Here is a 13,981-nt window from a genome sequence, read left to right as displayed (position 1 = left end):
AGCCGTGCCTGCATCTGCGCAGGCACGGCGATCATTCAGAATTCTTTGGCCGCCGCTTGAGCGACCGTTTTTCTCGGCTGAAAGTTATAGCCCTGCTCGCCGTTGAGCACCTTGTTCGCCCGTTGCACATCGATATCCTTTTCCCAGCGGGCGATGGCCACGGTGGCGACGCAGTTGCCGATCAGGTTGGTCAGCGCCCGGCCGATGCCCATGAACCAGTCCACCGCCAGCACCAGCACCAGACCGACCACCGGAATCGCCGGGATGGCCGTCAGCGTGGCCGCCAGAATCACCAGCGCCGAACCCGGAATGCCGTGGGCACCTTTCGAGGTGATCAGCGACACCAGCAAAATCGTCAGCAGGTCGGTCATGGCCAGCGGTGTGCCGGTGGCGTTGGCGATGAACACAATGGCCAGGGTCAGGTAGATCGAAAAACCATCGAGGTTGAACGAGTAACCGGTGGGAATCACCAGCCCGACGGTCGAGCTGCCGATGCCCAGGTGTTCAAGCTTGCGCATGATCTGCGGCAGCACGGCGTCGGAGGAGGCGGTGCCCATGACGATCAGCAGTTCTTCGCGCAGGTACTTGAGCAGCGGCCACATGCGCAGGCCGGACAGACGCATTACCAGACCGAGAATCAGCGCGACGAAGGCGATGCAGGTCAGGTAGAACAAGCCGACCAGACTGCCCAGGTGTTGCAGGGAATCGAGGCCATATTTGCTGGTGGTGAAGGCGATGGCACCGAACACGCCGATCGGTGCCAGACGCACGATCATGCCCATGATCCGGAAGATTACATGGCTCAGTTCGTTGATCAGCCGCGAGATCCCGGAAGCGGCTTCGCCCACCAGATTCAACGCGCTGCCGAACAGCACCGAGAACAACAGCACTTGCAGGATGTTGTTGTCAGCGAAAGCGCCGAGTACCGAGGTCGGGATCAGGTCCATCAGGAACTGAGTGGTGGTGTGCATGTGCTGGCCGCGTTCGGCGATATCGCCCATGTCGGCGGCGGACAGCTGCTCCAGATGGATATTGGCGCCACTGCCGATCCCGGTGCTGAACGCGAACACCAGACCGATCACCAGCGCGATGGTGGTCAGCACTTCGAAGTAGATCACCGACTTGAGGCCGATGCGCCCGACCTTCTTCAGGTCGCCGGCGCCGCTGATGCCGCTGACCACCACGCAGAACACGATCAGGCCGATGAGCATCTTGATCAGTTTGATGAAACCGTCGCCGAGCGGTTTGAGCTGGGCCGAGTATTCAGGAAGGGTCAGCCCGCAGACGATGCCGAGCACCAGTCCGAGAACCACTTGGAGGAAGATTGAACGCGAGCACCATCTGAGCATGGGAGGAATCCTGGTCGGTGTCCTGGCTGCCGTACGCGGGGCGTATCAGATTCAGGACTTAATTATTGTGGTCTTACCGGTATGTCCAGTGCGGGTGCAGTCTAGGCGCTGATTTTGGCGGATCGCAAGTGAAAAATGACGAATTGGCATGACCGGTCTGACCAGTTGGGCGCAATGCCCCGACCTTGAGCCATTTGGCGTTCGAAACTTTTTTGTGGACGAAAAAAAACCGGCCAATCACTTGGCCGGTTTTTCATGCTGCGGTTTTAGCGTCGCAATTAAGCGCCGTATACCGGCAGTTTCTTGCAGATGGCTTTGACTTTCTCACGAACGGCGTCGATCACCGCTTCGTTGTTCAGGTCAGCCAGGATGTCGCAGATCCAGCCAGCCAGCTCTTTGCACTCAGCCTCTTTGAAGCCGCGAGTGGTCACAGCCGGAGTACCGAAGCGCAGACCGGAGGTGACGAACGGGGAGCGTGGGTCGTTTGGCACGGAGTTCTTGTTCACGGTGATGAACGCTTTGCCCAGAGCGGCGTCGGCGTCTTTACCGGAGATTTCCTGCTTGATCAGCGACAGCAGGAACAGGTGGTTTTCAGTACCGCCGGAAACCACGTCGAAACCGCGCTCGATGAACACGCCGGCCATGGCCTGGGCGTTTTTCACCACTTGTTGCTGGTAAGCCTTGAACTCAGGCTGCAGTGCTTCCTTGAAGCAGATCGCTTTGGCGGCGATCACGTGCTCCAGCGGGCCACCCTGGGCGCCCGGGAATACGGCGGAGTTCAGCTTCTTCTCGATGTCGGCGTTGGCGCGAGCCAGGATCAGGCCACCACGTGGACCGCGCAGGGTCTTGTGGGTGGTGGTGGTCACGACGTCAGCGAACGGAACCGGGTTCGGGTAGACGCCAGCGGCGACCAGACCGGCCACGTGAGCCATGTCGACGAACAGGTAGGCGCCAACCTTGTCGGCGATTTCGCGGAAACGCGGGAAGTCCAGGATCTGCGAGTAGGCAGAGAAACCGGCCACGATCATTTTCGGCTTGTGCTCGACCGCCAGACGCTCGACTTCGTCGTAGTCGATCAGGCCGTTGGCGTCGATGCCGTACTGGATGGCGTTGTACAGCTTGCCGGAGGAGGAAACGCTGGCGCCGTGGGTCAGGTGACCGCCGTGAGCCAGGCTCATGCCCAGGATGGTGTCACCGGCCGACAGCAGGGCCAGGTAGACAGCGGCGTTGGCTTGGGAACCGGCGTGCGGCTGAACGTTGGCGTAGTCGGCGCCGAACAGTTCTTTGGCGCGGTCGATGGCCAGTTGCTCAACAACGTCGACGTACTCGCAACCACCGTAGTAGCGCTTGCCCGGGTAGCCTTCGGCGTACTTGTTGGTCAGAACCGAGCCTTGAGCTTCCATCACCGCTGGGCTGGTGTAGTTCTCCGAAGCGATCAGCTCGATGTGTTCTTCCTGGCGCTGGGCTTCTTGCTCCATGGCGGCAAAAAGATCGGCGTCGTACTTGGCAATAGTCAAATCACGGCTGAACATGGCGGTCCTCAAGGATCGGGGGCAGAAAAGGGGGGCATTCTAACCCATCGGGTTTTGGATGGCATATGAAACGACATCATGTCGCAGACAAGTGGCGTTCATGACCAGATATGTGGCGTCCGTGCCGGCCTTTTCGCTGACCAGCCGGTTCGCACAATAACCGAGGCCAGCCCACGATTGTGTGATCGACATCAATCCCTGTGGAAGCGAGCTCGCTCGCGAAGACCGCGCCGCCGATCTTCAGTCGAACATGAACAACGCGTCATTGCTGAACTGCGCCTCGAAGCGGGTGGCCGGCATCGGCCGCCCGAACAGATAACCCTGAACCTCGTCGCAACCATGCTCGCGCAGGAAGTCCAGCTGCTCGTGGGTTTCCACACCCTCGGCGATCACCGCCAGATTGAGGCTGTGGGCCATGGCGATGATCGCCCGGGCAATCTGCGCGTCCTGTTCGCCGGAGGGCAGGCCGTCGACGAAGGTGCGGTCGATCTTCAGCACGTCGATCGGGAATTGCTTGAGGTAGTTCAGCGACGAGTAACCGGTGCCGAAGTCGTCGACCGCGATGCTCAGGCCGAGGTTCTTCAGGCCGGCAAGAATCTGCATCGCCTCGCTGACTTCGCGCATCAGGATACTTTCGGTCAGCTCCAGCTCCAGGCACGCCGGCGGCAGGCCGGTTTCCTTGAGGATGGTGGCGATCCGCGTGCCGAGTTGGCCGTCGGAGAACTGCCGGGCGGAAATGTTCACCGAGACTTTCGGCACGCGCACGCGGCTTTGGTGCCAGGTCTTGAGCTGACGGCAGGCTTCGCTGATCACCCAGTCGCCGACGTCCACCACCAGCCCGAGTTCTTCGAGCACCGGAATGAAATCCCCCGGCGGTACCAGCCCGCGACGCGGGTGACGCCAGCGCAGCAGGGCTTCGGCGCCGGTCAGTCGTTTGCCGTCGCCGCTGAACTGCGGCTGGTAATACAGCACGAATTCGTTTTGCTCGAGGGCGTGGCGCAGGTCGCTTTCCAGTTCCAGACGCTCCAGCGCACTGGCGTTCATGTCGGCCTGATAGAACTGGAAGTTGTTTTTGCCGCGCTCCTTGGCGTGGTACATCGCGGTGTCGGCGTTCTTCATCAGCTGACTGAGTTCGTTGCCGTCCTGCGGGCTCAGGGCGATGCCGATACTGGCGGTGACGAAGAACTCGCGACCCTCCAGCACGAACGGTCGCACCAGGCTGCCAAGAATCTGCTCGGCCACATGGATCGCACGGTTCAGCGCCATCTCGCGGCTGGAGCGGTGTTGCAGCAGCAAAGTGAATTCGTCGCCGCCCATCCGCGCCACGGTGTCGTCATCGTCGACGCAGGCCAGCAGCCGGGTGGCCATGTCCTTGAGCATGCGGTCGCCGGCGGCGTGGCCGAGGGAGTCGTTGATCGGTTTGAAGCGGTCGAGATCGAGGAACATCAGCACCACCCACGACTTCTGCCGGTCGGCCGATTGCAGCGCGGTGTGCAGGCGATCCTGGAACAGCGTGCGGTTCGGCAGATGGGTCAGGGCGTCGTAGTAGGCGAGGCGGTGAATCCGCTGCTCGCTGGCCTTGCGCTCGCTGATGTCGCTGAAGAAGCACACATAGCTGGCCAAGTCGCCTTCGTCATCGAGCACCGCAGTGATGCCGACCCACGCCGGGTAATGCTCGCCATTGCGGCGCTTGAGCCAGACTTCGCCTTCCCAGGTGCTGTGCTGATGCAACTGCTTGAGCACGTAGCGCAGGTGCGCGTCCTGCTGTTCGTCGACGGTGAGCATGTTCGGCAACTGGTCGAGCACTTCGCTCACCGCGTAGCCGCTGACACGACTGAATGCTTCGTTGGCCTGGACGATGTAACCGGCCGGGTCGGTGATCAGGATCGCCGAAGTCGAATGCTCGAATACCGTGGCCGCCATGCGCAGGTCTTTCTCGGCACGGCGCTGCTGGCTGATGTCGCGACCGACCCCGAGCACGCCTTCGAAGGCGCCGTGCTCGTCCCACACCAGCACCAGGCGCAGTTCGATCGGGATCTTGCGGCCATCGGCGCGCAGGCAGTCGAACAGGAACATCTGGGTCTGTACCTGACTGCGCAGGATTGCCAGTTGTTCGGGCTTGTCCAGGGCTTTGCTGACCCGGTCCATCAGGTGATAGATGCCGCTCAGTTGCTGCGGGTTGGCGATGGTCGACTGCCAGCCATTCTGGAAAATCCATTCGGCGTCGTAACCGAGCACCGCTTGCACCGACGGGCTGACGTAGTTGAGCGACAGCTTGCTGTCGGTGGAGAAGATCACGTCGCTGATGCTTTCGGCGAGCATCCGGTAGCGCTGCTCGCTGTCGCGCAGGGATTCGCTGGCTTCGATCTGTTCGGTGATGTCCTTGGCCACGCCGATGATCCGCGTGACCTGATCGTGCTTGTCCCGGGCCAGCGCCTGTTCGCGGATATCGAAACGCCGCCACTTGCCGTCGCGGTGACGGAAGCGCAACTGGCATTGCAGCAACTGGCTGTAACCGGCGTGACGCTGCATCTGCCGCGAGCGGTGGTAATAGTCGGCGTCTTCCGGGTGCAGGAGGATTTCCCAGAAGTACTCGCCCATCTGATGCAGCTCGGTACGGTTGTAACCGAGGGTCTGGCCGAGGTGGTGGTTGCTGAAAATCATCCGCTGACTGATCACATCCTGCACGTACAGGTGATCCGGCACGGTGCGCACCACGTCCGACCAGAAGCCTTCGCGTTCCAGCAGTGACAGTTCGATCAGCTTGCGGCTGGTGATGTCGTTGATGCTCAGGATCACAGCCTTGTAGTCGTGCTGTTCCTGCGGCAGGCGCAGCACCAGCCACAGGTGCTGGTCGCGGCCGTTGATGTCCGGCAGTTTGATTTCCAGTTCCAGCTGCTTTTGCTGCTGGAGCACGGCATCGAGCACTTGATTACCGATGGCGCACTGGCTGTGCGGATGACCGTCGATCAGCAGTTGCCAGGCGTGGTCGCAGGAATTGACGTTGAGCAGTTGCAGCGCCACCTGGTTGACCTCGGTGACCCGCAGCTCCTGGAGCAGTTGCTGGCGCTGTTGCGGTTGGTCGAGCCAGGCCTTGAGCTGGTCGCTGGTCTGGATCTGGGCCTTTTCGAAAACCTGCTTGAGCCCCGAAAGATCGAGCACGCACAGGGCCACACCAGTGCCTTCGAAAATATCCTGATAACGACGACGTCCTTCATGTACCTGACGCTGGCGGCGGCGCATGTTGAGCAACGCGATAAATGGCAACAGCGAGAACGCCAGACCCAGCAGGCATTTGCCGATGAACGCGGGCAGCAATTCTTCCAGTACATGTTGCCGATCGAACAGTCCGCGCAGTTGCCAGTCGCTGCTGCTCAGCGGCACGGTCAGCACGCTGTTGGCCAGATCGTCGGGCGTCAGGGTGCTGGTCTTGGTAGAGGGCAGGGCTTCGTCGCGACTGATGATCTGATGGTTGATGCGGTTTTCCACCAGCCACAAAGGGCGGATGCCGCTGTCACCCTGTTTGGTCAGCGAGGCAAAGAAGGTCGGGGTCAGGCGCAGTGCCCAATAGCCGCGGGTGCTGCCGCTGGCCTGATGCAGCAGCAGATGCACCACCGAGCCGTCGTCGGCATTGCTGAAATAATGGGCCTGGGCGTGGCTGCGGCGGACCAGATCGCTGAGGTAGTCGGCGTCCTGGCTGTCAGTGGCGCTGTCGCTGAGGATTTTTCCGGAGGGGCTGAGCAACGCCAGGCTACGCAGGTCCGGCAGCGATTGCTGCAACTTGCGCAGCAACGCCTGCTGATCGTCGGTGGACTGCGGCTGTTCGACGATCGGTAGCAGATTGAGTGCGATCTGCGCGTTCAGCGACATGTTGAGGCTGACTTGCGAAGCGAGATCGGCGGTGTAGTCGATGGTGTACTGGCGCTGGTTTTTCTGGGTTTCACGCAGTTGATCGAGCAGTTGCCAGAACAGCAACGCCAGCAGCAACAGCACCAAAGTCGCCAGCGCGCCTTTCAATGTCCCACGCAGGGACGAGCCGGGCGCCGGTGGGGTGCTGCTCACAGAAGTAGGCGGAGTGACATTGGACAAGCTGTAATCCTGCGGTTTGGCTGGACTGGCGCGACGTGCACTATAAGCCGGACGCCCAAAGGGCGGCTAGCATGCCTTGAGTTGTGGCGAAGTGCCAGCCCCGCTCGGCTGGACTGCCACCGGTCATTCAGGTAGCTTTGCCGGTTACGCGGGAGCGTTCCAGCTCCTAGAATCAGACTTTTTTCAGCGCGCACGCATTGATCACCATCAAGTGAACGACGCGCATGGTCTGGCCGGGCATCGCCTGCGCTCCAATCATTCATCTGTCACTGACCCAAGGTTCTCCATGGCTCAATACGTCTTCACCATGCATCGGCTGGGCAAAGTTGTTCCGCCGAAGCGGGAAATCCTGAAAAACATTTCTCTGTCCTTCTTCCCGGGCGCCAAGATCGGCGTACTCGGCCTCAACGGTTCGGGTAAGTCCACGCTGCTGAAAATCATGGCCGGCGTCGACACCGAATTCGAAGGCGAAGCGCGCCCGATGCCGGAACTGAACATCGGTTATCTGCCGCAAGAGCCGCAACTCGATCCGACCAAGACCGTGCGTGAAGTGGTCGAGGAAGCGGTCAGCGTGATCAAGGACGCCCAGGCCCGCCTGGACGAGGTCTACGCGGCCTACGCCGACCCGGACGCCGACTTCGACAAGCTGGCCGCCGAACAGGCCAAGCTCGAAGCGATCCTGCAGGCCAGCGACGGTCACAACCTGGAGCGCCAGCTGGAAGTCGCCGCCGATGCGCTGCGTCTGCCGGCCTGGGACGCGAAAGTGGAACACCTGTCCGGTGGTGAAAAACGTCGTGTGGCCCTGTGCCGTCTGCTGCTGTCCGCCCCGGACATGCTGCTGCTCGACGAACCGACCAACCACCTGGACGCCGACTCCGTTGCGTGGCTCGAACACTTCCTGCACGACTTCCCGGGCACCGTGGTCGCGATCACGCACGACCGTTACTTCCTGGACAACGTTGCTGGCTGGATTCTGGAACTCGACCGCGGCGCGGGCATTCCGTACGAAGGCAACTACTCGGGCTGGCTGGAAGCCAAGTCCGATCGTCTGGCGGCCGAATCCAAGCAGCAATCGGCTCACGAAAAAGCCATGAAGGAAGAACTGGAGTGGGTGCGCAAAGGCGCCAAGGCCCGCCAGTCGAAATCCAAGGCTCGTCTGCAGCGCTTCGAAGAAATGCAATCGCAGGAATTCCAGAAGCGTTCGGAAACCAACGAGATCTACATCCCGGCCGGTCCGCGCCTGGGCGACAAGGTCATCGAATTCAAGAACGTCACCAAGGGCTACGGCGATCGCGTACTGATCGACAACCTGTCGTTCTCGATGCCGAAAGGCGCCATCGTCGGCGTGATCGGTGGTAACGGTGCCGGTAAATCGACCCTGTTCCGCATGCTGATGGGCAAGGAAACCCCGGATTCCGGCACCATCGAAGTCGGCGAAACCGTGCAACTGGCCTGTGTGGACCAGAGCCGCGAAGACCTCGACGGCAGCAAGACCGTGTTCCAGCAGATCTCCGACGGTTCCGACCAGATCCGCATCGGCAACTACGAGATCCCGTCGCGTACCTACGTCGGTCGCTTCAACTTCAAGGGCGGCGATCAGCAGAAGTTCGTCAAGGACCTGTCCGGTGGTGAGCGCGGTCGTCTGCACCTGGCGCTGACCCTGAAGGAGGGCGGCAACGTCCTGCTGCTCGACGAACCGTCCAACGACCTCGACGTTGAAACCCTGCGTTCCCTGGAAGAAGCCCTGCTGGACTTCCCGGGCGCTGCCATTGTGATCTCTCACGATCGGTGGTTCCTTGACCGCGTCGCGACGCACATCCTGGCGTACGAAGACGACTCGCAAGCGGTGTTCTTCGAAGGCAACTACACCGAGTACGAAGCCGATCGCAAAAAGCGTCTCGGCGAAGCAGCGGCCCAGCCACACCGGGTACGCCACAAGAAACTGGCCTGATCACAGGTTGGTTGCATGAAAAAGCGGAGCCTTCGGGTTCCGCTTTTTTTTGCCTGAAATTCAGACTGATTTATAGCGTGTGTACTATTTGTTTTCATAAATGCGACATTTTTGTCTGTTGCTGTGTACATATCGTTTGTTACAGTCCGGCTCAATCTCTTCCAACGACAACAAATTTGCCGAGACTTTTCCCATGATCGAATCCGTCGAATCCTTCCTCGCCCGTCTGAAAAAACGCGATCCGGATCAACCCGAATTCCACCAGGCCGTGGAAGAGGTCCTGCGCAGCCTGTGGCCGTTTCTCGAAGCCCATCCGCACTATCTGACCTCGGGAATTCTGGAGCGCATCTGCGAGCCGGAGCGGGCGGTGGTGTTCCGCGTGTCGTGGGTCGACGATCAGGGCAAGGTGCAGGTCAATCGCGGATTCCGCATCCAGATGAACAGCGCCATCGGCCCGTACAAGGGCGGTTTGCGCTTCCATCCTTCGGTGAATATGGGCGTGCTGAAATTCCTCGCCTTCGAACAGACCTTCAAGAACTCCCTGACCTCGTTGCCCATGGGCGGCGGCAAGGGCGGTTCGGACTTCGACCCGAAGGGCAAGAGCGACGCCGAAGTCATGCGTTTCTGCCAGGCGTTCATGAGCGAGCTGTACCGCCACATCGGAGCCGACGTGGACGTGCCGGCCGGTGATATCGGTGTCGGCGCACGGGAGATCGGTTTCCTGTTCGGCCAGTACAAACGCCTGAGCAACCAGTTCACCAGCGTGCTGACCGGCAAGGGCATGACCTACGGCGGCAGCCTGATCCGCCCGGAAGCCACCGGTTTCGGTTGCGTGTATTTCGCTGAAGAAATGCTCAAGCGCCGCGAGCAGACCGTCGAAGGCAAGCGCGTGGCGATCTCCGGTTCCGGTAACGTCGCGCAATATGCGGCTCGCAAAGTGATGGATCTGGGCGGCAAAGTGATTTCCCTGTCCGACTCCGAAGGCACGCTGTACTGCGAGGCAGGCCTGAGCGAAGAACAGTGGCTGGCGCTGCTGGAACTGAAGAACGTCAAGCGTGGGCGGATCAGCGAACTGGCGGCGGCATTCGGCCTGGAGTTCCGCGCCAGTCAGTTGCCATGGTCGTTGCCGTGCGACATCGCACTGCCATGCGCCACCCAGAACGAACTCGACGCCGAAGCCGCCCGCACCTTGTTGCGCAACGGCTGCGTGTGTGTGGCCGAAGGCGCGAACATGCCGACCACCCTTGAGGCTGTGGATATCTTTATCGAGGCCGGCATCCTGTTCGCGCCGGGCAAGGCATCGAACGCGGGCGGCGTGGCGGTCAGCGGTCTGGAGATGTCGCAGAACGCCATGCGCCTGCTGTGGACGGCGGGCGAGGTGGACAGCAAGCTGCACGCGATCATGCAGTCGATCCACCACGCTTGCGTGCATTACGGTGAGGAAAACGGGCGGATCAACTACGTCAAAGGCGCGAACATCGCCGGCTTCGTCAAAGTCGCCGACGCGATGCTGGCGCAAGGCGTGGTTTAAGGCAGATCGATGCGGATCACTTCGATCAGTTGATTGCCGGCCGGGCGCTGCCACAGCACTTCGTCGTTGAGCCGGGCGCCAAGCAGCGCGCGGCCCAGCGGTGAGGCCCAGTTGATCAGGCCGTTGGCCGCATCGGCCTGATCTTCACCGACCAGTTGCACACGGCGCTCGGTGGCGTGTTCATCGGCGTATGTCACCCAGCTGCCGATCTGCACCTTGTCGGTCGAGGTCGGGGCGAGCGCGACCTGGGCGCTGCCGACCCGCTGATTGAAATAACGTAAATCCCGTTCGAGATCGGCCAGGCGCTGTTTGTCGGCCTGCTCGCCCATGGCCGCCTGTTCAGCATGCAGGGTTTGCAGTTCGGCGACTTTCGCCTGCAACTGGGCAAGCCCCTGTGGCGTGACGTAATTGGGCTGGGTGCTGACCTGCCGTTCGACCGGCTGGTCGGCCTGCGCGGCGGCATTGTCTTCGTTGACGAAAGCACGGCTCATGGTGACCTCCTGTGACAACCGTTGGGCCATGGTCGCAGGCAATGAGTTTCACTGGATGTCTGGAAACGACCTACTGCGAGCGATAAGCCCGCGCGGCGCCCTGATCCTTCTGTTGCTGCCAGGCCCGTTCGCGCTCGTCCCAATGTTCGTTGCGATAGTCTTCGCGGTCCTTGTTTTCCAGCATTGCCTGACATTGGCGGAAACCGTCGCTCCAGCCCTCGGAGTATTGCTTGTCCTTAAGGTAGCGCGGCACGTTCTTGCGAAACTCGCCGCTGATCGAACCGGCCGCCTGACGACCGCTGATGCAACCGTCATCGAAACCGTCGGCGAACGCCGGTGGATAACCCTTGGCGATCAGGTCTTCGTGGGTGCTCTGACAGCCACCCAGCAACAGCAACACGCCCACAAAACCCGCACACCGCCACATCACACTCTCCTGCGCCGTTATCCGGCTGATAGGGAAAGTCTAGAAGCGGATTCGTCGATGAGGCGTGAAAGAAAGATCAAAACCTCAGTAGTGATACCACTTCACCTCAAGCATCACTTCGGTCTCCGGCGTTGCCAGATGGCTGAACTCACGCTGGGCGCTGAGGCGCAGGCCGAGATTGCGGGATAACTCCCATTGCTGGTTCAGACTCAGGCTGCGGCGCACTTCGCCATTGAAGAAGTAATCGCCCTTGGCCTCCACACTGAGATTGCCCAACGGGTTTTTCCACAGCACACCGGTATTGAAACCGCCTGCGGGGGAAACGAACCCGGCGAAATCATTGTTGTGTTCAACACGTACGGTGCCGAGCGCAAACCCCAGTACATCATCACCCAGCGCCCAAGTGCCGCCACCGCCACCGTTGACATGGCTGACCAGGGTTTCGTCGTCATGCTTGCCCGGCACTCGCTCCAGACCGCCGGTAACTTGCCACGACAGCGGCTGCAACAGCGCATTGCGTGGTGTCAGCGAGCGGATGGTCGCCAGATCCAGCTGCTGGAACTGCCAGTGATTGCCTTCGTACTGGCGCAGCTTCATTTGCAGGATTTCGATCTGCGCGCCGAGGGGGAAACTCTCGGCGTTGTCGTTGAGATCGTGGTAGGCCATACGCAAGCCGTACTCGCCGAACGCGCGGTCACCGCGAGTGCCGAGACCGGCCTGCCAGGTGCGGGATTCGTGGCCGTCCTCGGGCAGGCCCGGCTGCGGGATTTGCAGCTCCGGCGCCGGGTTCTTGTTGATTGCCCGCAGCAGTTCGAAACTGCGCTGCGCTCGCTGTGGATCACGCTCCTGGCCGTTGGCGCGGTAGCGTTCCAGCCGATACGCGGCGTCGATGATCAGCGCCTGCCGGTCGCGGGGCAGGGACTTGAAGGCCGGATCCTGTAATTGCTGTTGGTCGGCGCTGACTTTCAGCACCTGGTCCTGTTCTTCGCCGGTCAGGGGCTCGGCGCGGCTGAGCAATTCACGCTCGCGGGACGGGCGGTATTCGATGTGCTCCACCAGTCCGGCTTCCTTCACCGCTTTGACCGTGTCGGTGGGGATCGCGGTCAGCGGGAATTGCTCGGTCAGGCGCAGACTCGGACGCGCGACCTGCAACAGTTCGAGCAGGCGATAGGAGCAGTTTTCGTCGAAAAAGAAGTAATCGAACTGGATCTGCTTCAACTCCCACACATGCTCGACCATCCGTGCGGTTTCGGCTTGCGTCAGGTTGAGCCGGTATTCCCACAGGTCGCGGTTTTCCAGGCTGCGGTATTCCGAGAGTTTTTCCTGATAGGGCACCAGCGCGAACAGTCCCGGATATCCGCCCATCAGGCCTTTCCAGGCATACAGGATGCTGTTGTCCGAACCTTCGATGTAGGCGCCGAAGTTGATCGCGTAGCTGAGCAGCGAGGTCTTGTCGCTTTGCACGTCAGCCTGGTCGATGCGCAGCAGGGTGTGACCGAACATCGACGACGGGCTGTTGAGGTAGGCCGCCGGGAAAATCATCACCGCGCTGTGAGGCGAGACGTCCTTGAACCATTTCTTGAAGTCGGTGCAGTCCGGCGTTGGCAGGTCGCTCAGGTTGAGTTGATCTTTCAGCCAGCGCGTGCGCGCCGGGTAGACGCACTGCGCGTGTTGCTCGCCGAGACTGGCCGGGGCGTACAGCGCCTGGACGGTGGCGGCCAGTTCGTGGTCGGGGTGCTCGTTGCCGTCGGGGGCGAGGAAGAACTTCTTGTCGCTGACGTAACTGCGCCAGCCGCCGAGTTTGGCGGTTTCGTAGTGGCCGAGGGAAATCCAGAAGCGATCGTTGGCCAGTTGCTGCAAACGTTGAGGATCGATGTGGGGCGCGGCGGACAGCGGGGCGCAGACACACAGCGCCAGCCAGGCAAGGCGTTTGAGCATAGGTGGCAACTTAAGTCGAAAAAAACAAAAGACCCAAGGAGGGGCGGGCCGAAAAAACAAAACCCGCTTCCCGAAAGAAGCGGGTGGGGTCGAGCTTAAGCCTGAGTCGCGTACTTGGCCAGACGAGGGTCTGCTTTCAGGACGGCCAGGGTGTTGGTATGCACGTCTTCGGCGGTCACGTCAGCCTTGCTGAAGATCTGCTGGAAGTGCTCGTGAGTGACGGCGGCGAAGTGCGCACGGTCTTCCGGCGCCACGCCCAGTACCACGGCATAGGTCGTCAGCGCTTCGCCGTTGCCTTTTGCCATGTCTTCGGACAGCTCGTTCATCATGCCATTCATGGCAAACCAGGATTTGCCGCCATAGGTCAGCGACGCGTTGGTGGAGCAACCGTTGGTGCCGGAAGTCATGCCGAACGTCGCGTTGCCGGAGGTGCCGTTAGTGGTGGATGCCAGGAAGTGAGCCGGGGTGCCACGCTGACCTTCGAACAGCATGTTGCCCCAACCGCAATCCGGACCGCCTGGCGCCTGAGCCATGGCGTTGAGTGATACAACGGTGAAGAGAGTACCGAGAAGAATCCGTTTCATAGCTTTGTTCTCTTTGTGTGCATACCAATGGACAGGGTTCTGGCCCCGCTCTCTACCGAAAAACGCCGCTTGGCGATTTTTCGTACAGA

9 protein-coding genes are annotated in these 13,981 nt (G+C 60.9%); 2 read left to right on the top strand and 7 right to left on the bottom strand.

The genetic code is table 11. The annotated features are described in order from the left end of the window. Nucleotides 1-35: 35 nt before the first annotated feature. From AC07N4_RS24430 to AC07N4_RS24420, 3 genes are all read right to left on the bottom strand, one after another. A complete protein-coding gene (locus tag AC07N4_RS24430; RefSeq protein WP_085608708.1) occupies nucleotides 36-1,349 on the bottom strand; it encodes a C4-dicarboxylate transporter DctA in 1,314 nt (437 codons plus the stop codon). 278 nt (nucleotides 1,350-1,627) lie between these two features. Beyond that, nucleotides 1,628-2,881 (bottom strand): serine hydroxymethyltransferase, encoded by a 1,254-nt coding sequence (gene glyA / locus AC07N4_RS24425; protein WP_096820849.1) that lies wholly within the window; start codon nucleotides 2,879-2,881, stop codon nucleotides 1,628-1,630. A 240-nt stretch (nucleotides 2,882-3,121) separates the two neighbouring features. Beyond that, nucleotides 3,122-6,970 (bottom strand): bifunctional diguanylate cyclase/phosphodiesterase, encoded by a 3,849-nt coding sequence (locus tag AC07N4_RS24420; RefSeq protein WP_102621108.1) that lies wholly within the window; start codon nucleotides 6,968-6,970, stop codon nucleotides 3,122-3,124. A gap of 286 nt (nucleotides 6,971-7,256) precedes the next feature. On the opposite strand from AC07N4_RS24420, the gene ettA reads away from it, so the two are divergent. Then, nucleotides 7,257-8,921, top strand: coding sequence for an energy-dependent translational throttle protein EttA (ettA, locus tag AC07N4_RS24415; RefSeq protein WP_096820851.1), 1,665 nt, complete (start codon nucleotides 7,257-7,259; stop codon nucleotides 8,919-8,921). A gap of 193 nt (nucleotides 8,922-9,114) precedes the next feature. Beyond that, nucleotides 9,115-10,452 carry an NADP-specific glutamate dehydrogenase gene (gene gdhA / locus AC07N4_RS24410; protein WP_493066476.1) on the top strand — a complete coding sequence of 446 codons (1,338 nt, stop codon included), beginning with the start codon at nucleotides 9,115-9,117 and terminating at the stop codon, nucleotides 10,450-10,452. Here the strand turns inward: gdhA and AC07N4_RS24405 are convergent. The 4 genes from AC07N4_RS24405 to AC07N4_RS24390 form a co-directional block, all read right to left on the bottom strand. Then, nucleotides 10,449-10,943 carry a GreA/GreB family elongation factor gene (locus AC07N4_RS24405; RefSeq protein WP_096820853.1) on the bottom strand — a complete coding sequence of 165 codons (495 nt, stop codon included), beginning with the start codon at nucleotides 10,941-10,943 and terminating at the stop codon, nucleotides 10,449-10,451. The two genes, gdhA and AC07N4_RS24405, sit on opposite strands and share 4 nt — an antisense overlap. Before the next feature lie 70 nt (nucleotides 10,944-11,013). After that, nucleotides 11,014-11,370 carry a hypothetical protein gene (locus AC07N4_RS24400; protein WP_493066477.1) on the bottom strand — a complete coding sequence of 119 codons (357 nt, stop codon included), beginning with the start codon at nucleotides 11,368-11,370 and terminating at the stop codon, nucleotides 11,014-11,016. 84 nt (nucleotides 11,371-11,454) lie between these two features. Further along, on the bottom strand, nucleotides 11,455-13,308 hold the full coding sequence (locus AC07N4_RS24395) for an Lnb N-terminal periplasmic domain-containing protein (RefSeq protein WP_192559040.1): 1,854 nt from the start codon (nucleotides 13,306-13,308) through the stop codon (nucleotides 11,455-11,457). A gap of 95 nt (nucleotides 13,309-13,403) precedes the next feature. Continuing rightward, nucleotides 13,404-13,892, bottom strand: coding sequence for a DUF3015 domain-containing protein (locus tag AC07N4_RS24390; RefSeq protein ID WP_025108775.1), 489 nt, complete (start codon nucleotides 13,890-13,892; stop codon nucleotides 13,404-13,406). Nucleotides 13,893-13,981: the final 89 nt, after the last annotated feature.

The sequence above is a fragment of the Pseudomonas sp. GW821-FHT09E04 genome, from assembly GCF_059416185.1.
The sequence above is the reverse complement of the archived record's forward strand: the minus strand, read 5'-3'. Positions and strand labels throughout refer to the sequence as shown.

Bases quoted from the DNA above. Each gene is read 5' to 3' on its own strand.
- AC07N4_RS24400 (WP_493066477.1), bottom strand. From the start codon at position 11,370: ATGTGGCGGTGTGCGGGTTTTGTGGGCGTGTTGCTGTTGCTGGGTGGC.
- AC07N4_RS24405 (WP_096820853.1), bottom strand. From the start codon at position 10,943: ATGAGCCGTGCTTTCGTCAACGAAGACAATGCCGCCGCGCAGGCCGAC.
- ettA (WP_096820851.1), top strand. From the start codon at position 7,257: ATGGCTCAATACGTCTTCACCATGCATCGGCTGGGCAAAGTTGTTCCG.
- AC07N4_RS24390 (WP_025108775.1), bottom strand. From the start codon at position 13,892: ATGAAACGGATTCTTCTCGGTACTCTCTTCACCGTTGTATCACTCAAC.
- AC07N4_RS24395 (WP_192559040.1), bottom strand. From the start codon at position 13,308: ATGCTCAAACGCCTTGCCTGGCTGGCGCTGTGTGTCTGCGCCCCGCTG.
- gdhA (WP_493066476.1), top strand. From the start codon at position 9,115: ATGATCGAATCCGTCGAATCCTTCCTCGCCCGTCTGAAAAAACGCGAT.
- AC07N4_RS24430 (WP_085608708.1), bottom strand. From the start codon at position 1,349: ATGCTCAGATGGTGCTCGCGTTCAATCTTCCTCCAAGTGGTTCTCGGA.
- glyA (WP_096820849.1), bottom strand. From the start codon at position 2,881: ATGTTCAGCCGTGATTTGACTATTGCCAAGTACGACGCCGATCTTTTT.